Origin of the sequence: Enterobacter cloacae complex sp. XAL002 (assembly GCF_049236805.1) — a bacterium.
In the GTDB taxonomy this organism is placed as follows: domain Bacteria; phylum Pseudomonadota; class Gammaproteobacteria; order Enterobacterales; family Enterobacteriaceae; genus Enterobacter; species Enterobacter intestinihominis.
The window spans coordinates 1-20,745 of the sequence record NZ_JBMKJN010000012.1 but is presented as its reverse complement, the minus strand read 5'-3'; the positions used below and the strand labels follow the sequence as shown (position 1 = coordinate 20,745).

Here is a 20,745-nt window from a genome sequence, read left to right as displayed (position 1 = left end):
AAGCTCAGATAGTATTTTGTTATGTTATAACAATACATGAAGGCCAGAGATGAAACCGAATATCCATCCAACCTATCGCACCGTTGTGTTTCACGACACCACGGCTAATGAATATTTTAAAGTTGGCTCAACGATTAAGACAGACCGTGAAATTGAGCTTGAGGGGAAAACGTATCCCTACGTTACTCTTGATGTCTCCTCTAAATCACATCCGTTTTATACCGGGAAGCAGAAGACCTTCTCGACGGATGGCAGCGCGGCACGCTTCCGCAAGCGTTTTGGTGGCTTTCTTGATGCGAAGCGAGGCTAATCATGCAGGTGCTTAACTCATTGCGCAGTGCAAAACAGCGTCACCCGGATTGCCAGATAGTCAAACGCAAGGGACGCTTATACGTGATTTGCAAATCTAACCCGCGCTTTAAGGCGGTGCAGGGGCGTAAAAAAAGACGCTAGAGGCGCGTTTCTCGCCAGCTTTCCAGGGATCTTTTCTGTTTGCCATCGACGGTAAAATTGTCGGTGGCAAGCCAGCTTTCAAACGCGCTCGCCAGCGCTGACCACTCTTTGTCGAGAACTGAAAACCAGTCGGTGTCCCGGTTTCGGCCTTTAATGACCAGCGCCTGGCGAAAACGCCCTTCAAACTGAAACCCAAGACGCAGGGCCGCTTTGCGGGAGGGTTCGTTCAGGCTGTTGCACTTCCATTCATAACGTCGGTAGCCCAGGGTATCGAACACGTACCGCATCAGCAGATACTGCGCTTCTGTCGACATGGGCGTGCGGCTTAACAGTGACGAGAAGTGAACATGTCCCACTTCTACAACGCCGTTTTTAGGATCGATCCGCATAAGGGACAGCGTCCCGACAGGAGATTGGGTCTGGTTATCGATAACGCTAAAGTGGATGGGATCGGATAATTTGCTCACGCTCGCCACCCATTCGGCAAACTCCTCTGCGGTGGCATCGGGTTCACGCAGCAGCCACGTCCAGCTTCGGGTATCTCCGGCCAGGGAATACGCAGAGAACAACGCGTGGGCATGCTCCACGCGCAGCGGCTCAAGCCGACAATAGCGACCCTGAAGTACCACCCGGGACGGGTGCGGGCGAGGCTGCCAGTCGGTAAGGCTTTCCCCTACAGGTTGTCCAAACTCATTGAATATACTCATCTTTATTTCCACGATGTTGAAAAGATCTCCAGATTAGTGAATTACTGGTTCCTTAAAAAGAACCACCAGGCTATGTTTTGCTGGTACCACGAGGAGGTAAAGATGAATATACCGGGTGATGAGCTATACACCCTGCTCCATGCTGCGCTGAAAAAACGTGGGGAAGAAACGCTCCAGCGCGCGCTCTACCTTGCTTTGCGGGAGGCCATACTGTGCGGAAGGCTTCGGTCCGGCAGTCATTTGCCCGGCTCGCGAACGCTGGCGCAGCAGATCTCGGTGTCCCGAAACACCGTTAATGCGGCGCTGGACCAGCTCACGCTCGAAGGTTATTTGCTGCGTAGCCGCCAGGGTACGCGGGTGGGGCAATTCGCTCATCGTACGATTGCCCGGACATTACCGGACCCGGACGTCAGGCTGACAAAACGTGTTGCCCTGCTGCCCGCGCCTGTGCCGCGCGACACTCCGGTGATGGCATTTACGCCAGGAACGCCTGCCATCAACTATTTCCCCTTGCCGCTGTGGCGGCGGTTATACGATCGCGTCCTGCGCGAGGAGGGGAGCGCCCTGTTAGGGTATGGTGACCCGGCCGGCGAGCCGACGCTACGGGCCGCCATTGCCCGCCATCTTGCGCTCTCCCGCGGCATTGACTGCGATGCCAGCCAGATTGTGATAACCGAAGGGGCACTGGAGGGCGTCAATCTGTGCACGATGCTGTTAAGCGAGCCGGGGGATGTCGCCTGGGTTGAAAATCCCGGCTATAGCGGCGCTAAAAGCGCTTTCGTCAAAACCGGCCTGGCGATGAGCGGCATACCGGTTGATGACGAGGGGATGTGCTGGGAAGGGTTGTGCGCGCCTTCACCCACGCTGATTTTTACCTCGCCATCGCATCAGTTCCCTTACGGAAGCGTGCTCAGCGCGCGGCGGCGTCTGGCGCTGCTGGAACTGGCCCGGCAGCACAGCGCGTGGATCATTGAGGACGATTACGACAGCGAATTCCGTTATGCCGGTGAGCCCGTACCGGCGATGCTGGGAATGGTCAACAATGCGCCCGTTGTGTATCTGGGGACGTTCAGTAAAACGCTGTTTCCGTCGCTCAGAATGGGGTTCATGGTATTACCGCCAGCGCTGGCGAAGGCGGCGCGTCCGGCCATCGGCTCGCTGCTGCGCGGCGGGCATCGCGCTGAACAGCGCACCCTGGCGCTATTTATTGAGGAAGGCCACTATGCGCGACATCTTGCCGCCATGCGCCGACTTTATCGTAAGCGATACCGCCAGCTGCGGGAGGTGCTAAGCGCAGAGCTTCATACGCCGCACCGTGTTCTTGCCGGAGAAGGAGGGATGCACCTGGCGCTGGCGATTGACGGTATCGACGACCAGCGGCTGGTGGAGCAGGCAAGAGCGTTTCAGCTGGCACCCGCTGCACTGAGCGGGTACTACCTTGAGACGACGCAGGGGCAAACCGGTCTGGTTTTAGGTTACGGCAATACCTCTGCTTCGCAGTTTGCGCCGGGTATTCGACGTCTTCAGGCGCTCATTACACAGCAGCGGGGCGGGAAAGGGTAAAGACATCATAAAAAGAGAGCTGGCCCTTGGTGATGACCATTTTCTGCAACTTCTCTTTTTGCCCGGCTTCGACAGCCGGCGAGTGCAGGATGCTGTCGATCAGCTCCTTCGGCACGTAACGCGTGTTGTACCACTCCCCGTTGTAGCAGACGCGGAAATCGAGTACGTCGATATCTTCATACCGGTAACGCGGATTGACGTCGAAAAAGAAAAACGCGTTAAACACCACGAACAGCACAACCAGCAGCCAGACGGAATCGACCAGCGTTTCAGACTTCAGCATGACGATAAGCGTTGCCAGCCAGGCGGCGTACATGGCGACGAACAATCCGGGATGTTTGCGAATAAAGCTGATGCTAAAGCGCGGACGATTGTCGCGCTTTTCGCGGGTATTGAGCTCGTCGATGGTGGCGGTAAGCAGGCGCTGTATCTCTGTCATTTTTTGCCTTTATGATTGTTAAAAATACAGGTGATCTGCCTATTTTATGAGAGGGGTTTATGCGATGAAAGTAACAGTTATGCCAGGAAAAAGCATAACAGTTACTCAGGATGCGCTTAGATCATTTTAATGATTTTCGCCGGATTCCCGCCCACTACCGCATTGGCCGGCACGTCTTTGGTCACTACCGCGCCGGAAGCGATAACCGCATTATCGCCAATGGTCACGCCCGGATTAATCACCGCGCGTCCGCCGATCCAGACGTTATGGCCTATGGTGACCGATTTACCGTACTACAGCCCGCTGTTACGTTCGGTCGCGTCCAGAGGATGCGTGGCTGTATAAATGTGCACCCCCGGTGCGAGCATACAGTTATCGCCAATGCGGATAGGGCAGACGTCCAGCATGACGCAGTCGAAGTTGGCGTAAAAATTGTTGCCCAGATAGATGTTATAGCCGTAGTCGCAGCGGAAGCTCGGCTCAATATAAGCGCCTTCGCTTTGACCCAGCAGGTCAGCTAATAAGGCGCGACGTTCGGCCTTCTCATCGGGTGCGGTATGGTTATAGCGGTGAACAATATGACGAGCGCGTAAACGGTCAGCCCTCAGCGTGTCATCGCCGGGGCGATAATATTCACCGGCAATCATCTTCTGTTTTTCTTCACTCATGGGAACCTCTCTGGAATCGTTTTACGTAGCGTAAAGAGGATTAGCCAGAAAGGGAACGTTCCCTAAAAGTGACTGTGACAGGAGTCACAACATTCTTGCGTATAAATACGTTTTATACGGGGACCTGGCGTTTGCACTTGAAGCGTAATACGAAAGGTAAATTCAGCTTAACAACGGGCGTAGTGCCTTTAAGTCTCTCTTCAACGACTAACGAACAAATTTCCATACCGAAGAGGGGATCTTGTCATAGAGTTTATTCATGGTCAGTTCAGCAAGACGATGGTCGGCAGCTGAATAAAATACCGCCAGTTCATTATCAGACAGCTCGTATTTATTTTTCTCAATAACACGTTCGAGCGTGTCAATTGACTGACAGCGTCGCAGGCGCATCAAATAATCGACTTTAGTTAATGGTTTATCAGACATAAAATTCACCTTAGTATTTGTAATAATTTTAACAGGAAAGACTAACCGGATTAGCTCTGCTGACATTCGTGAAGCAGCGAAATAGACGGTTTCCTGATTTACGCCATTTCTGCAAATCCTGTGCGTTAATGCCGTAGCTGCTGAACAACATAAAGGTGTCGTCCAGGTATTCATCAATTTGCTCTATCAACTTATTATCTTCATTGTACTTAATTTTATAATTAAGTGCGAAGGTTGCGATATGCTCGATCAGCTCATTAAGCTGTAAATTGATAGCAGACGTTGGATCGTTCACCCAGCCATGGTTACTTTCTTCAAGATTGGCAAGGCAGTCATGGTACAAGGATTCGCAGAGAAATTTCAACTGCGCGATATCATGCCTTTTTGGCGAGTACTCGTCCATAGCGCATCCCCTTCTGAGTGATTTTTTACTCACCGAACATCATGTCGGGATGGATACAACTTGCTTAGCCACACGGGAGCTGTGTTCCTGATAACACTAACTATAAGCCACTCTGATCAGGATTTCACCGCGCTATTACGAAAAATTACAATTAAAACGTTTCCTTGCGAGCGCTTACGCAAATGTGACCTCAGACGCGAACACTTTTATCGAGAGAAACCCTTTTTTTAATCCGTTCCTTAAGATTCATTGAGTTAGCGCAATGTTTCATTTGAAGTCCGGATTCAGATGTCTTCGGCATTTACGATGATTTAGGATTTGTCCGAATATTTTAGGCGATGTATTGATATTAAAAGAATGCTGAATTCTACGATTAGCTTATCGGATTATTATGATAAGTCTTATCAGGACGGGTGAAAATAAATAAAACGACAATAAGACTATTTTATGAATTTTTCTGAAAATGAAAAAGGCCGCAAATGCGGCCTTTTTATCATGTGAAACCGGTATCAGTGATGTTCTACCGAATGATTGTGCTCCACATCTTCATTTTTGCGGCTAAAGCGGCGACGTACCACCACGAAGAACACCGGTACAAAGAAGATGGCGAGAACGGTCGCAGTGACCATACCACCCATTACACCGGTACCTACCGCGTTCTGTGCGCCGGAGCCTGCGCCTGAGCTGATAACCAGCGGCATAACGCCGAGGATAAACGCCAGGGACGTCATCAGGATTGGACGCAGACGCATACGAACGGCTTCAAGCGTTGCTTCAATCAGGCCTTTACCTTCTTTCTCCATCAGATCTTTGGCGAATTCGACGATAAGTATCGCGTTCTTCGCCGACAAGCCAATGGTTGTCAGCAGGCCCACCTGGAAGTAAACGTCGTTAGTCAGCCCACGGAAGGTTGCGGCAAGCAGCGCACCGATAACCCCCAGCGGAACCACGAGCATAACGGAGAACGGAATCGACCAGCTCTCATACAATGCCGCCAGACACAGGAACACCACAATCAGTGAAATGGCGTACAGGGCAGGGGCCTGGTTACCGGACAGACGTTCCTGATAGGACATACCGGTCCAGTCGTAGCCAATACCCGCAGGCAGTTTGCTGGCCAACTCTTCCATCAGGTTCATGGCTTCACCGGTGCTTCGGCCCGGCGCCGCCTGACCGAGGATCTCCATCGATGGCAAGCCGTTATAACGCTCCAGACGCGGCGAACCGTATTCCCAGCGCGAAGTTGAGAAGGCGGAGAACGGCACCATCTGGCCATCGCTGCCGCGAACGTACCAGTTGTTGATATCGTTCGGCAGCATACGGTATTGCGCTTCGGACATGACGTACACTTTCTTCACGCGACCACGGTCGATGAAGTCGTTGACGTAGCTGCCACCCCAGGCTGCACCCAGCGTGGTATTGATGTCACTGATGGACACACCCAGCGCCTGTGCTTTTTCCTGGTCGATATCGATCTTGTACTGCGGCGTATCTTCCAGACCGTTAGGACGCACGCCCACCAGCAGGTCAGGGTGTTTAGCCACCTCGCCAAATAGCTGGTTACGCGCCTGAGTCAGTTTTTCGTGGCCCAGACCGCCCTGGTCAATCAGCTGGAAGTCGAAGCCGGTCGCCGTACCCAGTTCAACAATCGCTGGCAGGTTAAAGGCGAAGACCATCGCATCTTTAATCTGTGAGAAGGTACCCATGGCCCGGTTGGTAATGGCTTCAACTTTGTTCTCATCACCCGGGCGTTCGGACCAGTCTTTCAGAGAAACGAAGGCAATACCGGTGTTCTGACCACGACCCGCGAAGCCAAAGCCGTTAACCGCAAACACGGATTCGACGTTGTCTTTCTCTTTGGTCAGGAAGTAGTCGGTCATCTCATCCAGCACTTTTTGCGTACGTTCTTGCGTCGCACCCGCCGGAAGCTGAGCCATGCTCAGGAACACGCCCTGGTCTTCATCTGGCAGGAACGAGCTTGGCAGACGAACAAACAGGAAAGCCATGCCCACCACGATGATGATATAGAGCAGCAGATAACGACCGGTGCTGCGCAGGATGTTCCCCACGCTGTCGGTGTAGTGATGCGTACTCTTATCAAACATGCGGTTAAACCAGCCGAAGAACCCTTTGTGCTCGCCGTGGCCACCTTTCTTAATCGGCTTCAGCATGGTCGCACACAGGGCTGGCGTCAGGATCAGGGCTACCAGCACCGACAGCGCCATCGCGGAAACGATGGTAATAGAGAACTGACGGTAAATCGCACCGGTTGAACCCCCGAAGAAGGCCATCGGGATAAATACCGCAGACAGAACCATCGCGATACCGACCAGCGCGCCCTGGATCTGGCCCATTGATTTACGGGTTGCTTCCTTCGGCGGCAGGCCTTCTTCCGCCATCACACGCTCAACGTTTTCGACCACTACGATGGCGTCATCCACCAGCAGGCCGATGGCGAGCACCATCCCGAACATCGTCAGGGTGTTTATCGAATAGCCAAATATCGCCAGAACCGCGAAGGTGCCGAGCAGTACAACCGGCACGGCGATGGTTGGGATCAGCGTTGCGCGGAAGTTTTGCAGGAACAGGTACATTACCAGGAAGACGAGGATGATCGCCTCAACCAGGGTTTTTACCACTTCGTGAATCGAAATTTTAACGAACGGCGTGGTGTCATACGGGTAAACAATTTTCAGACCTGACGGGAAGAAAGGTTCCATCTTCTTCAGTTCTGCACGGATAGCCGTCGCGGTGTCCAGGGCGTTCGCCCCAGTCGCCAGTTTGATACCTAAACCGGAAGCCGGTTTACCGTTGAACTTCGCAATAACGTCGTAGTTCTCGCCACCCAGCTCCACTTTCGCCACGTCACGCAGGCGAACCTGCGAACCGTCCTGATTCACCTTCAGCAGAATTTTACTGAACTCATCCGCCGAGGTCAGACGCGTTTGCGCGATGATAGACGCATTAAGCTGCTGACCTTTCACCGGCGGCGTGCCGCCTAACTGACCGGCTGCAACCTGGGCGTTTTGCGCTTTAATTGCGCTGATCACGTCAACCGGGGTCAGCTGGAAGTTGTTCAGCTTATTCGGATCCATCCAGATACGCATCGCGTACTGTGAACCGAACAGCTGAACGTCACCCACACCAGACGTACGGCTGATGGCGTCCTTCATGTTGGCGCCCACGTAGTCGGAAATATCTTCCTGCGTCATGGTGCCATCGGTGTTAATCACGCCGACAACCATCAGGAAGCTACTGGACGATTTCTCGACGCTCACACCCTGTTGTTGCACTTCCTGCGGCAGCAGGGGCATCGCCAGCTGCAGTTTGTTCTGCACCTGAACCTGCGCAATGTCCGCATCCGTACCGGATTCAAAGGTCAGGGTAATCTGAACTGTACCGGTTGAGTCACTGTTTGAGGACATGTACATCAGGTTATCGATACCGTTCATGTTCTGTTCGATAACCTGCGTAACGGTGTCCTGCACCGTTTTGGCATCAGCGCCCGGGTAGGTTGCGGAGATCGTCACTGCCGGCGGCGCAATCGTTGGATATTGCGCAACAGGCAGCTTCAGGATCGCAAGTCCCCCGGCCAGCATGATGATAATGGCGATCACCCACGCAAATATGGGGCGATCGATAAAGAAATTAGGCATGTCTTAACGGCTCCTGTTTAAGTTAAGACTTGGTTTGTTCTGACTGGCCAGCGGCCGATGCTTGTTGTTTGTCGTCAGATTTCACTTCCTGAGCTTTGACCTGCGCGCCAGGACGAACTTTTTGCAAACCAGTAATAATCACGCGATCGCCATCTTTCAGACCTTCCGTTACCAGCCACTTGTCGCCAATCGCCTGCGTTGCAGTGATATTGCGTGTTTCGACTTTGTTATCGGCACCCACAACCAGCGCGCTCGCATCGCCGCGTGGCGTACGGGTCACACCTTGCTGCGGAACCAGAATGGCGCTTGGGTTAGTCCCTTCTTCAAGACGGGCGCGTACGAACATACCCGGCAGCAGGGTTTTATCCGGATTCGGGAAAATAGCCCGGATGGTGATAGAGCCGGTGGTCTGATCGACGGTCACATCAGAAAATTCCAGTGTGCCTGTCTGTGAGAACTTGATACCGTCGTTGGTAACCAGTTCAACTTTGGCTTTACCGTTTTCCTGTTTCAGTTGTCCGCTGGCAAGCTCCTGTTTGAGACGCAGGAAATCGTTGCTGGACTGTGTAACGTCAACGTAGATCGGGTCAAGCTGCTGCACGGTGGCCAGCGCGTTGGTTTGACCGTTCTGCACCAGCGCACCTTCGGTGACGGCTGATTTACCAATGCGACCGCTGATAGGGGAGGTCACTTTGGTGTAGGCGAGGTTAATACGCGCGGTTTCTACCGCCGCTTTCGCCGCCACAACGGCTGCATTGGCTTGCTGTGCATCGGCCAGGGCAGAATCGTAATCCTGTTGGCTGATGTACTGCGTGCCGAGCAGTTTCTTGTAACGATTCAACGTCAGTTGCGAAATTTTGGCTGCCGCTTCTGCTTTCGCCAGATCGCCTTTAGCGCTCTCATAAGACGCCTGATAGGTTGCTGGATCAATCTGATAAAGAGACTCACCTGCTTTCACATCACCGCCTTCGGTGAAGTTACGTTTCAGGATGATACCGCTCACCTGCGGACGTACTTCTGCAATGCGATAGGCGCTGGTGCGGCCCGGTAGTTCTGTTGTCATCTGGAGAGGTTCGGATTTGAGCGTCACGACGCCAACTTCTGGCACCTGCTGAGCTCCTTGTTGAGCCTCTTTGTCGTCACATCCTGTAAGCGCTAAGCTGCCTGAGAGCATCAGAACGACCGCCAGAGGCGTTAACCCTCTGTTTTTGTTCATATGTAAACCTCGAGTGTCCGATTTCAAATTGATCAAGGGTCCTGAGTCTAAAAACCCATTGCTGCGTTTATATTATCGTCATGCTATGGTACATACATTCATAAATGTATGTAAATCTGACTCCTGTAAATTCATCAACGTATGGCACGAAAAACCAAACAACAAGCGCTGGAAACCCGACAACACATTCTGGATGTGGCAATGCGTTTGTTCTCACAGCAGGGTGTTTCGGCAACCTCGCTGGCGCAGATTGCTCAGGCCGCGGGCGTCACGCGGGGAGCGATTTACTGGCATTTTAAAGACAAGTCAGATCTGTTTGGTGAAATCTGGGAGCTTTCAGAGTCCAGCATCAGCGATCTTGAGAGTGAGTATCGGGCAAAATTCCCTCACGATCCACTCTCAGTATTAAGAGAAATATTAGTATATATCCTTGAAGCGACTGTTGTGGAAGAACGCCGACGTCTGATGATGGAAATCATCTTCCATAAATGTGAGTTTGTTGGCGAAATGGCGGTGGTTCAGCAGGCGCAGCGCGACCTGTGTCTGGAAAGCTACGATCGCATCGAGCAAGTTCTTAAGGAATGTATGCAGGCCGACATGCTTCCCGCTACGCTGTTAACGCGCCGGGCGGCGATCCTGATGCGCAGCTATATTTCCGGCCTGATGGAAAACTGGCTTTTCGCCCCGCAATCGTTCGATCTGAAATCAGAGGCGCGCAGCTACGTCGCGATTTTCCTGGAGATGTGCCAGCTTTGCCCGACCCTCCACAGCGAGGGAGCGCCGCTTACTGCCTGAATCTTTCCAGGAAATGTCTTAGAGGATTACCTTCCCGCTATTCTGCTTTAGCCGGGCGTGATATTCTTCACGCCCGACTATTTTCGGTCATTTCTCAGATCACATTCACGACTATGCTGCACACCTATCGCTCGACACATTCTGTTCTGGCCGTTTTTTTGATCCTGCTGTTTTTCTTTGCAGCCGCACCGCATTCCTGGGCCCGTGCAGACAACGGCAGTGACGTCCCGACGCGTGCCGAGGTTCAGTCGCAACTCGACACCCTGAATAAACAAAAAGATCTCTCCGCCCAGGAAAAGCTCGTTCAGCAGGACCTGACGGAAACCCTGGATACGCTGGATAAGATCGATCGCATCAAAGCCGAAACGGCCCAGCTGCGGCAGAAGGTCGCTCAGGCGCCGGAGAACATGCGTAAAGCAACGGAGGCCCTGAACGCGCTTAGCGACGTTGATAACGACGATGAAACCCGAAAAACGCTTGCCACGCTTTCGTTGCGCCAGCTCGAGTCGCGCGTGGCGCAGCTGCTGGACGATCTGCAAACGGCGCAGTCCGATCTCTCGACCTATAACAGCCAGCTGGTTTCGCTGCAAACCCAGCCTGAGCGCGTGCAGAACGCCATGTATTCTGCATCGCAACAGCTACAGCAGATACGTAACCGTCTGAATGGCATTACCGTGGGGGAAGGGGCGCTTCGACCGACCCAGCAAACGCTGCTGAACATCCAGCAGACGCTGCTGAACGCGGAGATTGAACAGCAGCGTAAGAGTCTGGAAGGCAACACGGTGTTGCAGGATGCGCTGCAAAAACAGCGTGACTACGTGAACGCGAATATCAACCGGCTCGAGCATCAGCTTCAGCTGTTGCAGGAGGCGGTGAACAGCAAGCGCCTGACGCTGACCGAAAAAACGGCGCAGGAAGCGGTCTCGCCAGACGAAACGGCGCGTATCCAGGCCAATCCGCTGGTGAAGCAGGAGCTGGAAATTAACCATCAGCTGAGCGAGCGCCTGATTCAGGCGACTGAAAGCGGCAGCGCGCTGGTGCAGCAGAATATTAAAGTCAAAAACTGGCTGGATCGCGCTTTGCAGGCTGAGCGCAATGTCAAAGAGCAGATTGCCGTCCTGAAGGGAAGCCTGCTGCTGTCGCGCATTCTTTACCAGCAGCAGCAGACGCTGCCGTCCGCCGACGAGTTGGAAGACATGACCAACCGCATTGCGGATTTGCGTCTTGAACAGTTTGACGTTAACCAGCAGCGCGATGCCCTGTTCCAGAGCGATACGTTTGTTGCCAAAGTGGAAGAAGGCCATTCAAGTGAAGTAAACGGTGAAGTTCACGACGCGCTGTTGCAGGTTGTGGATATGCGCCGCGAGCTGCTCGATCAGCTTAATAAGCAGCTGGGCAACCAGCTGATGATGGCGATTAACCTGCAAATCAACCAGCAGCAGCTGGTGAGCGTGTCTAAAAGCCTCCAGGAGATCCTGACCCAGCAGATTTTCTGGGTGAACAGCAACAAACCCATGGACTGGGACTGGTTTAAATCTTTCCCTGAAACGCTGAAATCCCAGATCAAAAGCATGAAAATTACCGTGAACTGGGAGAAAGCCTGGCCTGCGGTGATGATTGCCTTCCTTGCGGGTCTGCCTTTGCTGCTTATCGCCGGAGTAATACGCTGGCGTTTGAAATGGCTGAAGCAGTACCAGGCGAAGCTGGCCTCGGAAGTGGGGCAACTGCGTAACGACAGCCAGCTGCACACCCCGAAAGCGATCCTGATCGATCTGATCCGTGCTCTGCCGGTCTGCCTGCTGATCCTCGCCGTCGGCCTGATCCTGTTGACCATGCAGCTCAATATCAGCGACCTGCTGTGGGCGTTCAGCAAAAAGCTGGCGCTGTTCTGGCTGGTGTTTGGCCTGTGCTGGAAAGTGCTGGAAAAAGATGGCGTCGCGGTCCGACACTTCAACATGCCGGAGAAACTCACCAGCCACTGGCGTCGCCAGATTGTACGTATCAGCCTCGCGCTGTTGCCGCTGCACTTCTGGTCCGTTGTGGCCGAGCTTTCGCCGCTGCATCTGATGGATGACGTGCTGGGACAGCTGGTAATTATGCTGAACCTGCTGCTGATAGCCGTCCTGATGTGGCCGATGTGCCGCGACAGCTGGCGTGATAAAGAGTCCCACAATCTTCGTCTGGTTACCGTAACGGTGCTGGCGATCATTCCGCTGGCGCTGATGGTGCTGACGGCAACGGGTTACTTCTATACCACGCTTCGTCTGTCAGGCCGCTGGATTGAAACCGTGTATCTGGTGATCCTGTGGAACCTGCTGTTCCAGACCGTGCTGCGCGGTTTGAGCGTGGCGGCGCGCCGCATTGCGTATCGTCGCGCTGTTGCCCGTCGACAGCATCAGGTTAAAGAGGGGGCTGAAGGGGCTGAGCCGCAGGAAGAGCCGACCATTGCCCTGGAGCAGGTAAACCAGCAAACGATGCGTATTACCATGCTGGTGATGATTGCGCTGTTTGCGGTGATGTTCTGGGCCATCTGGTCTGATTTAATTACCGTCTTCGCCTACCTCGACAGTATCACCCTCTGGCAATACAACGGTACCGAAGCGGGCGCTGCGGTAATGAAAAGCGTCACCATGGGCAGCCTGCTCTTTGCGCTGGTGTCGTCGGTGGTGGCCTGGGCGTTGATCCGCAACCTGCCTGGTCTGCTGGAAGTGCTGGTGCTCTCAAGGCTGAACCTGCGTCAGGGGGCGTCGTATGCCATTACCACCATCCTGAACTACGTCATTATTATTGTCGGGGCGATGACGGTATTCGGCTCGCTGGGCGTCTCGTGGGATAAACTCCAGTGGCTGGCGGCGGCGCTGTCGGTAGGTCTGGGCTTCGGCTTGCAGGAGATCTTCGGTAACTTTGTTTCTGGCCTGATAATCCTGTTCGAACGTCCGGTGCGTATCGGCGATACCGTCACCATCGGCACCTTCTCCGGGACCGTCAGCAAGATCCGTATTCGTGCGACCACCATCACTGACTTCGATCGTAAAGAGGTGATCATCCCGAACAAAGCCTTCGTGACCGAGCGACTGATCAACTGGTCGCTTTCGGATACTACGACGCGCGTGGTGGTCCGACTCGGGGTGGCCTATGGTTCAGATCTGGATAAAGTGAAAGAGGTCCTGCTGGAAGCCGCGAAATCACATCCTAAAGTGATGCACGATCCTGCGCCTGACGTGTTCTTCACCACCTTCGGGCCAAGCACGCTGGATCATGAGCTGCGCCTGTACGTACGCGAACTACGCGATCGCAGCTACACCGTCGATGAGCTGAACCGCACCATTGACCGTCTGTGCCGTGAAAACAACATTAATATCGCCTTCAACCAGCTTGAAGTTCACCTGCGTAACGAGAAAGGTGACGAACATACGGAAGTGAAGCGTGAGATTAAGGGGGACGAAAACTCCGCCCCTCACCCTGCCCTCTCCCCAGAGGGGAGAGGGTAAAAAGCGAATCAGTGCAGATCTTTCAAACCGCACCTAACGGTCCCCTCTCCCTCCAGGGAGAGGGCTAGGGTGAGGGTGAGGGCAACCGGCCTTCACCTTTCCCTCAAAATCCCGCCGCACAATCTCCAGCGCTTTCAGCACCGTCTCCGCCGGGATCTCGTGATTCTCCAGCAGCATAATTAAATCGACGGCCAGCTTGACCTCGTCGGGGGCATTTTCCAGTGACATTAGTGGCTCCTGTTAACGGGTCAGGCGTTCAATGACGCGTTCAATCTCATCCAGCGCCTGACGGCAGCGGACGATGCGGCCTTCCAGCGCGCTGATTTCACGCATTACTAACTGCTGCTGTTGCAGCGTTTCGCTGGTGGTCAGGCGGGCTTCGCGCTCACACTTCATCTCAAACAGACGCCGCTCAAACTCCTGGTTCTCCAGCCGCTTGCGCTGCCATTTTCCGAGCCCAGGCGAGGCGCTGTCCCACGCCCGTAGCGGCCAGGCGGCGATTTCGCGGTGCAGGGCGGTGATCTGCTCGGTAAGATGCTCCGCAAGCCACACCACCTGTTCCTGCTGTTCACTCTCAACCGCGTGGCGAAGATCGTCGAGTTTGGTCTGCATCTCAGCAAGGTAATCCTGAATGACGGTACTGCGGGTGCGGAAGAGCTGCCGGTCAAAGCGCGGTTTCAGCGTAGCATGTCCCATCAGCGGTGTGGCCTGCGCCCGCAGCGCGATCAGCTGATTTTGCAGCCTCTCAAGAAGCAGTGCTGTTTTCAATGCGCTCTCCAGTGGTAAAGTAGCCGTTCAGTTTGATAACGATTCGCATTATGCAGCGTACTATTTTAATCATCATTGGCTGGCTCGCGGTAGTGCTGGGTACGCTGGGCATCGTATTGCCCTTGCTGCCGACCACCCCGTTCATCCTGTTGGCCGCCTGGTGCTTCGCCCGCTCGTCGCCGCGTTTTCACCACTGGCTACTGTACCGTTCGTGGTTTGGTGGCTACCTGCGGCACTGGCAAAAACACCGGGCCATGCCGCCCGGGGCCAAGCCGCGCGCCATTGCCTTCATCCTGATCACCTTCGCCGTCTCGTTATGGCTGGTGAAAATGATGTGGGTGCGCATTCTGCTGCTGGCGATCCTGGCCTGCCTGCTGATCTTCATGTGGCGGATCCCCGTGGTTGATGAAAAGCAACAAAAGCACTGAAGCCTCATCATGGCGGTTGCAATTATGGCGCACAGCCAGTAAATTCGACCGTTTTCGAGCACAGGTGCGCCTGGTCAAAGGTTAAACAACTGTTACTTTGACCGACTCGTCGCGCGCCGTGAGTAACACTGTTTCATTTAGGCACAAACCGATGACCGCAACTGCACAGCAGCTTGAATATCTGAAAAATAGCATCAAAAGTATCCAGGATTATCCAAAGCCTGGCATTCTTTTCCGTGATGTCACCAGCTTGCTGGAAGACCCGAAAGCGTACGCCCTCAGCATTGAACTGCTGGTTGAGCGTTATAAAAACGCCGGGATCACCAAAGTAGTAGGTACCGAAGCCCGTGGCTTCCTGTTCGGCGCACCGGTTGCGCTGGCGATGGGCGTGGGTTTTGTGCCGGTGCGTAAGCCGCGCAAACTGCCGCGTGAAACCATTGCTGAGAGCTATGAGCTGGAATACGGCACCGATCAGCTGGAAATTCACGTTGATGCCATCAAGCCAGGCGACAAAGTGCTGGTGGTGGACGATCTGCTGGCAACCGGCGGCACCATCGAAGCGACCGTGAAGCTGATCCGTCGTCTGGGCGGGGAAGTGACCGACGCGGCCTTCATCATCAACCTGTTCGATCTCGGCGGCGAGCAGCGCCTGGAAAAACAGGGTATTACCAGCTACAGCCTGGTGCCTTTCCCGGGACATTAATCCCGTATCTCACAACCTCGCTCAATGGGTGAGGTTGTGATAGCATTCCCCTCCATTAATTCACCTTCCAGCGTTGCAGAGCCTGCCCATGAGTTATCAGGTGTTAGCCCGTAAATGGCGACCACAAACCTTTGCTGACGTTGTCGGTCAGGAACATGTGCTGACGGCCCTGGCGAACGGCTTGTCGCTAGGTCGCATCCATCACGCCTATCTTTTCTCCGGCACCCGCGGCGTCGGTAAAACCTCTATTGCCCGTCTGCTGGCAAAAGGTCTGAACTGCGAAACCGGGATCACCGCCACCCCGTGCGGCGTATGTGACAACTGCCGGGAGATCGAGCAGGGGCGTTTTGTCGATCTGATCGAGATCGACGCCGCCTCGCGCACCAAGGTGGAAGACACCCGCGATCTGCTCGACAACGTGCAGTACGCCCCGGCGCGCGGCCGCTTCAAGGTCTATCTGATCGATGAAGTGCACATGCTGTCGCGCCACAGCTTCAACGCCCTGCTGAAAACGCTGGAAGAGCCGCCTGCGCATGTCAAATTCCTGCTGGCGACCACCGATCCGCAAAAGCTGCCGGTCACGATCCTGTCGCGCTGCCTGCAATTCCATCTGAAGGCGCTGGACGTTGAGCAGATCCGCGCACAGCTTGAACACATTCTTGATGAAGAGAAGATCGTTCACGAGCCGCGCGCCCTGCAGCTGCTGGCCCGCGCGGCGGACGGCAGCCTGCGTGATGCGCTGAGCCTGACTGACCAGGCAATTGCCAGCGGTGACGGTAAGCTTTCCACTGACGCGGTCAGCACCATGCTCGGCACGCTGGATGACGATCAGGCGCTGTCGCTTATCGAAGCGATGATTGCCGCCAACGGTGAGCGGGTAATGACCCTCGTCAACGATGCCGCCGCCCGTGGTATTGAATGGGAAGCGCTGCTGGTCGAGATGCTCAGCCTGCTGCATCGCGTGGCGATGCTGCAATTATCTCCGTCGGCCATTGGCGCGGACATGGCGACCATTGAACAGCGGATGCGTGAACTTGCGCGCACCGTGCCGCCGGCTGATGTTCAGCTTTATTATCAGACGCTGCTGATTGGCCGCAAAGAGCTGCCGTTTGCACCGGATCGCCGGATGGGCGTTGAAATGACGCTGCTGCGCGCGCTGGCCTTCCATCCGCGCAAGCCATTGCCGGAGCCGGAAACGCCCCGGCAGTCCTTTGCGCCGGTTGCGCCGACCGCGGTAATGTCACCGCAGCAGGTGCCACCGCAACCGGCATCGCCGCCGCCGCAGAACGTGCCGCTGTCGGATGCCACCAGTTCGGTGCTTGCCGCGCGAAGCCAGTTGCAACGTGCGCAGGGAGCAACCAAACCAAAAAAGAGTGAACCGGCAGCGCCTGCAAGAGCGCGGCCGGTGAACAACGCCGCGCTTGAACGACTGGCCTCGGTAACGGAGCGCGTGCAGTCGCGTCCGGCACCGTCCGCGCTCGAGCAAAAAGCCCCGGCGAAAGAAGAGGCATACCGCTGGAAGGCGACTACCGTTGTTGAAACGGTCAAGGAAGTGGTCGCCACGCCAAAAGCGCTGAAAAAGGCGCTTGAGCATGAAAAAACGCCGGAGCTGTCCGCGAAGCTCGCGGAAGAGTCCATCGAGCGCGACGCCTGGGCCGCTGAGGTCAGCAAACTTCAGCTGCCGAAGCTGGTGGAGCAGGTCGCGCTGAATGCCTGGAAAGAGCAGGAAGGCAATCAGGTGCGTCTGCACCTGCGCCCTGGCCAGCGGCACCTCAACTCCCCAGGCGCGCAAAAGGCGCTGGCCGAGGCGCTTACCGCCTTACAGGGTGTGCCGGTTGAATTGACTATCATTGAAGATGATAATCCGGCGGTGAAAACGCCGCTCGAGTGGCGACAGGCGATTTATGAAGAGAAGCTCGCGCAGGCGCGCGAGTCGATTATCGCGGATAACAACATCCAGACCCTGCGCCGGTTCTTCGACGCCGATCTGGATGAAGAGAGTATTCGCCCCCTTTGATCGTGAGTCTGACTTACGGTTGTAATCCTTAACGTGAAAGAAGAGAGAAGCCTATGTTTGGTGGAAAAGGCGGTCTGGGTGGCCTGATGAAGCAGGCTCAGCAGATGCAGGAAAAAATGCAGAAGATGCAGGAAGAGATCGCTCAGCTGGAAGTCACGGGTGAATCCGGTGCCGGTCTGGTCAAGGTGACCATCAACGGTGCGCACAACTGCCGTCGCGTTGAAATCGACCCGAGCCTGCTCGAAGACGACAAAGAGATGCTGGAAGATCTGGTTGCAGCCGCGTTTAACGATGCCGCTCGCCGTATCGACGAAACCCAGAAAGAGAAAATGGCCTCTGTTTCCAGCGGTATGCAACTGCCGCCGGGCTTTAAGATGCCATTCTGATGCAAACCAGTCCGCTGCTCACGCAGTTAATGGAAGCACTGCGCTGCCTGCCGGGCGTTGGCCCGAAGTCGGCGCAGCGTATGGCGTTTACGCTATTGCAGCGCGACCGCAGCGGCGGGATGCGCCTGGCGCAGGCTCTGACCCGCGCCATGTCAGAAATTGGTCACTGTGCGGATTGCCGGACCTTTACCGAGCAGGACGTCTGTAACATCTGCACGAACCCGCGTCGTCAGGAAAACGGTCAGATTTGCGTGGTGGAGAGTCCGGCGGACATCTACGCCATCGAACAAACCGGGCAGTTTTCCGGCCGCTATTTCGTGCTGATGGGGCATCTCTCCCCGCTGGACGGCATCGGCCCGGATGATATCGGTCTCGATCGTCTTGAACAGCGTCTTGAGTCCGAGACGATCAAAGAGGTGATCCTCGCCACCAACCCGACGGTGGAAGGGGAGGCAACCGCCAACTACATCGCCGAGCTGTGCGCGCAGTACGGCGTTGACGCCAGCCGCATCGCCCACGGCGTGCCGGTCGGCGGTGAGCTGGAGATGGTCGACGGCACCACGCTGTCGCACTCGCTGGCCGGACGACACAAGATTATTTTCTGACCAAACGGAGGCTGCGTGCGCGGCCTCCGCTTGAAAATTCCCCCCCTTATCCCCATCTCTCACTCAACGTTTTACAACCCCATTAAATGGCATTGTTGAGGTCGACTTAGATGAAAGGACAAGAAACCCGTGGTTTCCAGTCAGAAGTAAAACAGCTTCTGCACCTGATGATCCATTCCCTGTATTCCAACAAAGAAATCTTCCTGCGTGAGCTGATTTCCAACGCCTCCGATGCGGCGGACAAGTTGCGCTTCCGCGCGCTGTCCAACCCGGATCTGTACGAAGGCGATGGCGAACTGCGCGTGCGCGTCTCTTTTAATAAAGAGAACCGCACCCTGACGATTGCCGATAATGGCATCGGGATGAACCGCGACGAGGTGATCGACCACCTTGGCACCATCGCTAAATCCGGCACCAAAGCGTTCCTCGAGTCCATGGGCTCTGACCAGGCGAAAGACAGCCAGCTGATCGGTCAGTTCGGCGTAGGCTTCTACTCGGCATTCATCGTGGCGGATAAAGTCACCGTGCGCACCCGCGCCGCGGGCGACAGCGCCGAAAACGGCGTGCTGTGGGAATCCAAAGGGGAAGGCGAATACACCGTTGATGATATCACCAAAGCGGATCGCGGCACCGAAATCACTCTGCACCTGCGCGAAGGCGAAGACGATTTCCTGAACGACTGGCGCGTACGCTCCATCATCAGCAAATATTCTGACCACATCGCGCTGCCGGTTGAGATTGAAAAACAGGAAGAGAAAGACGGCGAAACCGTGGTTTCCTGGGAGAAAATCAACAAGGCGCAGGCGCTGTGGACGCGCAACAAAGCTGAAATTAAAGACGACGAGTACAACGAGTTTTACAAGCACATCGCCCACGACTTTACCGACCCGCTGACCTGGAGCCACAACCGTGTGGAAGGGAAGCAGGAGTACACCAGCCTGCTGTACATTCCGGCGCAGGCGCCGTGGGACATGTGGAACCGCGATCACAAGCACGGCCTGAAGCTGTACGTGCAGCGCGTCTTCATCATGGACGACGCCGAGCAGTTCATGCCGAACTACCTGCGCTTTGTGCGTGGCCTGATAGATTCCAACGATCTGCCGCTGAACGTCTCCCGTGAAATTCTCCAGGACAGCACCGTCACCCGTAACCTGCGTAACGCCCTGACCAAGCGAGCGTTGCAGATGCTGGAAAAACTGGCGAAAGACGATGCGGAAAAATACCAGACCTTCTGGAAACAGTTCGGCCTGGTGCTGAAAGAAGGCCCGGCGGAAGACACCGCGAACGTGGAAGCTATCGCTAAACTGCTGCGCTTCGCCTCTACGCACAACGACTCCTCCGCCCAGACCGTATCGCTGGAAGAGTACGTCTCCCGAATGAAAGAAGGGCAGGAGAAGATCTACTACATCACCGCCGACAGCTATGCGGCAGCGAAGAGCAGCCCGCATCTGGAGCTGCTGCGTAAGAAAGGCATCGAAGTGCTGCTGCTGTCTGACCGCATCGACGAGTGGATGATGAACTACCTGACCGAGTTCGACGGTAAATCCTTCCAGTCCGTTGCTAAAGCCGACGAGTCTATCGATAAGCTGGCGGATGAAGTGGACGACAGCGCGAAGGAAGCCGAGAAGGCGCTGGAGCCGTTCGTTGAGCGCGTGAAAACCCTGCTGGGCGATCGCGTGAAAGAGGTGCGCTTCACGCACCGTCTGACCGATACGCCAGCCATTGTCACCACCGATGCGGACGAAATGAGCACCCAGATGGCGAAACTGTTCGCTGCGGCGGGCCAGGCCGTGCCGGAAGTGAAATATATCTTTGAGCTTAATCCGGATCATCCGCTGGTGAAACGCGCGGCGGATACCCAGGACGACGCCCGCTTTGCGGAGTGGGTTGAACTGCTGCTGGATCAGTCCCTGCTGGCCGAGCGCGGCACCCTGGAAGATCCTAACCTGTTCATTAAACGTGTGAATGCGCTGCTGCTGGCGTAATACAAAACCTACCCCTCACCCTGGCCCTCTCCCCAA

General features: G+C 55.2%; 19 protein-coding genes, 1 pseudogene and 1 other annotated feature. Of the genes and pseudogenes, 11 read left to right on the top strand and 9 right to left on the bottom strand.

Translation table 11 applies throughout. The features are described from left to right. The first annotated feature begins 49 nt into the window (after nt 1-49). Together ACOT0L_RS13225 and ykgO are read left to right on the top strand one after the other, a co-directional pair. Entirely contained in the window at nt 50-310 is a 261-nt protein-coding gene (locus ACOT0L_RS13225; RefSeq protein WP_015571255.1) for a type B 50S ribosomal protein L31, read from the top strand. 2 nt (nt 311-312) lie between these two features. Then, entirely contained in the window at nt 313-453 is a 141-nt protein-coding gene (gene ykgO, locus ACOT0L_RS13220; protein WP_003859006.1) for a type B 50S ribosomal protein L36, read from the top strand. On the opposite strand, the gene ACOT0L_RS13215 is transcribed toward ykgO, so the two are convergent. Then, a complete protein-coding gene (locus ACOT0L_RS13215) occupies nt 450-1,160 on the bottom strand; it encodes a GNAT family N-acetyltransferase (RefSeq protein WP_038415530.1) in 711 nt (236 codons plus the stop codon). The two genes, ykgO and ACOT0L_RS13215, sit on opposite strands and share 4 nt — an antisense overlap. 102 nt (nt 1,161-1,262) lie before the next feature. Here ACOT0L_RS13215 and ACOT0L_RS13210 point away from each other — a divergent pair, with 102 nt between their 5' ends. Beyond that, nucleotides 1,263-2,723, top strand: coding sequence for a PLP-dependent aminotransferase family protein (locus ACOT0L_RS13210; protein WP_023299463.1), 1,461 nt, complete (start codon nt 1,263-1,265; stop codon nt 2,721-2,723). Here ACOT0L_RS13210 and ACOT0L_RS13205 read toward each other — a convergent pair. The 6 genes and pseudogenes from ACOT0L_RS13205 to acrA form a co-directional block, all read right to left on the bottom strand. Next, nucleotides 2,695-3,162 carry a YlaC family protein gene (locus ACOT0L_RS13205; RefSeq protein WP_022647269.1) on the bottom strand — a complete coding sequence of 156 codons (468 nt, stop codon included), beginning with the start codon at nt 3,160-3,162 and terminating at the stop codon, nt 2,695-2,697. The genes ACOT0L_RS13210 and ACOT0L_RS13205 overlap by 29 nt on opposite strands. 116 nt (nt 3,163-3,278) lie before the next feature. Beyond that, nucleotides 3,279-3,830, bottom strand: a pseudogene (gene maa, locus ACOT0L_RS13200) (maltose O-acetyltransferase). Between the two features lie 207 nt (nt 3,831-4,037). Next, nucleotides 4,038-4,256, bottom strand: a complete 219-nt coding sequence (locus tag ACOT0L_RS13195) for an HHA domain-containing protein (RefSeq protein ID WP_015571250.1) — start codon at nt 4,254-4,256, stop codon at nt 4,038-4,040. 28 nt (nt 4,257-4,284) lie between these two features. After that, nucleotides 4,285-4,659, bottom strand: coding sequence for an Hha toxicity modulator TomB (gene tomB / locus ACOT0L_RS13190; protein WP_006809850.1), 375 nt, complete (start codon nt 4,657-4,659; stop codon nt 4,285-4,287). Nucleotides 4,660-5,168: 509 nt separating this feature from the next. Beyond that, a complete protein-coding gene (gene acrB, locus ACOT0L_RS13185; protein ID WP_023299464.1) occupies nt 5,169-8,315 on the bottom strand; it encodes a multidrug efflux RND transporter permease subunit AcrB in 3,147 nt (1,048 codons plus the stop codon). A 22-nt stretch (nt 8,316-8,337) separates the two neighbouring features. Continuing rightward, nucleotides 8,338-9,531, bottom strand: a complete 1,194-nt coding sequence (gene acrA, locus ACOT0L_RS13180; protein ID WP_022647272.1) for a multidrug efflux RND transporter periplasmic adaptor subunit AcrA — start codon at nt 9,529-9,531, stop codon at nt 8,338-8,340. Nucleotides 9,532-9,672: 141 nt separating this feature from the next. Between acrA and acrR the strand changes: the two genes are divergently transcribed. Further along, entirely contained in the window at nt 9,673-10,326 is a 654-nt protein-coding gene (gene acrR / locus ACOT0L_RS13175) for a multidrug efflux transporter transcriptional repressor AcrR (protein WP_126503071.1), read from the top strand. Between the two features lie 113 nt (nt 10,327-10,439). Then, the gene (mscK, locus tag ACOT0L_RS13170) at nt 10,440-13,817 is read left to right on the top strand and encodes a mechanosensitive channel MscK (protein ID WP_023305598.1); all 3,378 of its coding nucleotides are present in this window, start codon (nt 10,440-10,442) and stop codon (nt 13,815-13,817) included. A 33-nt stretch (nt 13,818-13,850) separates the two neighbouring features. Here mscK and rsmS read toward each other — a convergent pair whose 3' ends face one another. Continuing rightward, complete coding sequence (rsmS, locus tag ACOT0L_RS13165; protein WP_022647275.1) at nt 13,851-14,045, bottom strand: pleiotropic regulatory protein RsmS; 195 nt, start codon at nt 14,043-14,045, stop codon at nt 13,851-13,853. A gap of 12 nt (nt 14,046-14,057) precedes the next feature. Further along, a complete protein-coding gene (gene priC / locus ACOT0L_RS13160) occupies nt 14,058-14,585 on the bottom strand; it encodes a primosomal replication protein N'' (RefSeq protein WP_126503069.1) in 528 nt (175 codons plus the stop codon). Nucleotides 14,586-14,635: 50 nt separating this feature from the next. Here priC and ACOT0L_RS13155 point away from each other — a divergent pair, with 50 nt between their 5' ends. The 6 genes from ACOT0L_RS13155 (at nt 14,636) to htpG (ending at nt 20,709) form a co-directional block, all read left to right on the top strand. Beyond that, nucleotides 14,636-15,013, top strand: a complete 378-nt coding sequence (locus ACOT0L_RS13155) for a DUF454 family protein (protein WP_001189855.1) — start codon at nt 14,636-14,638, stop codon at nt 15,011-15,013. A 151-nt stretch (nt 15,014-15,164) separates the two neighbouring features. Further along, nucleotides 15,165-15,716, top strand: a complete 552-nt coding sequence (apt, locus tag ACOT0L_RS13150) for an adenine phosphoribosyltransferase (RefSeq protein WP_000127359.1) — start codon at nt 15,165-15,167, stop codon at nt 15,714-15,716. 88 nt (nt 15,717-15,804) lie between these two features. Next, nucleotides 15,805-17,733, top strand: coding sequence for a DNA polymerase III subunit gamma/tau (dnaX, locus tag ACOT0L_RS13145; protein ID WP_023299467.1), 1,929 nt, complete (start codon nt 15,805-15,807; stop codon nt 17,731-17,733). Beyond that, nucleotides 17,063-17,127 (top strand) — a sequence feature (DnaX frameshifting element). (Overlaps the previous gene by 65 nt.) A gap of 53 nt (nt 17,734-17,786) precedes the next feature. Then, nucleotides 17,787-18,119, top strand: a complete 333-nt coding sequence (locus ACOT0L_RS13140; protein ID WP_003858972.1) for a YbaB/EbfC family nucleoid-associated protein — start codon at nt 17,787-17,789, stop codon at nt 18,117-18,119. Next, nucleotides 18,119-18,724 (top strand): recombination mediator RecR, encoded by a 606-nt coding sequence (gene recR, locus ACOT0L_RS13135; RefSeq protein WP_006809843.1) that lies wholly within the window; start codon nt 18,119-18,121, stop codon nt 18,722-18,724. The genes ACOT0L_RS13140 and recR overlap by 1 nt, the downstream gene beginning before the upstream one ends. Before the next feature lie 110 nt (nt 18,725-18,834). Beyond that, nucleotides 18,835-20,709 (top strand): molecular chaperone HtpG, encoded by a 1,875-nt coding sequence (gene htpG, locus ACOT0L_RS13130; RefSeq protein WP_015571245.1) that lies wholly within the window; start codon nt 18,835-18,837, stop codon nt 20,707-20,709. Nucleotides 20,710-20,745: the final 36 nt, after the last annotated feature.